At 44.0% G+C, this 434-nt stretch carries 1 pseudogene; it reads right to left on the bottom strand.

The window, feature by feature from the left end:
* Window positions 1-433 (bottom strand): annotated as a pseudogene (locus tag G4V62_RS21060) (transposase); the annotation flags it as partial.
* Window position 434 lies beyond the last annotated feature (1 nt).

The following is a 434-nucleotide window of genomic DNA, read 5'->3' as shown; positions in this document are numbered from 1 at the left end:
CTCAAAATGCGTCGCATCGATGGCAATGTTTTCTTCGCTGATATGTCCTTCGTCGATGGCAAGCAGAACCAGTTCATCATGGATCTGTTCCATCACATCTGATTCGCTGATCACACTAAGCATGCGCGAATAGGATGCCTCGGATGGAATTTGATCAGAGTGAAGAAACCCACAGTCATATCGAAAGATAGGATCACGTTTTTAACCGTTTGACGAGGTCTTTCATTGTCACGATACGCTCCACCACACGAGCGATCAGTGAATAGACCATGGCGCCATAGTTTAACTCTCTTGGGGCACCCAGTTTATTGGGCTTTTCTAGTAAAGCCCAGATAGGATTCAGATTAAGGGCTGAAAAGACAGCCTCAAAATGATTGGAAGGCTCCATCTCATATAATTCATGCATGTCAAATAGACTTAGTTGTCGTATAATG

The sequence above is a fragment of the Litoribacterium kuwaitense genome (assembly GCF_011058155.1).
GTDB lineage: Bacteria > Bacillota > Bacilli > Bacillales > DSM-28697 > Litoribacterium > Litoribacterium kuwaitense.
The sequence above is the reverse complement of the archived record's forward strand: the minus strand, read 5'-3'. Positions and strand labels throughout refer to the sequence as shown.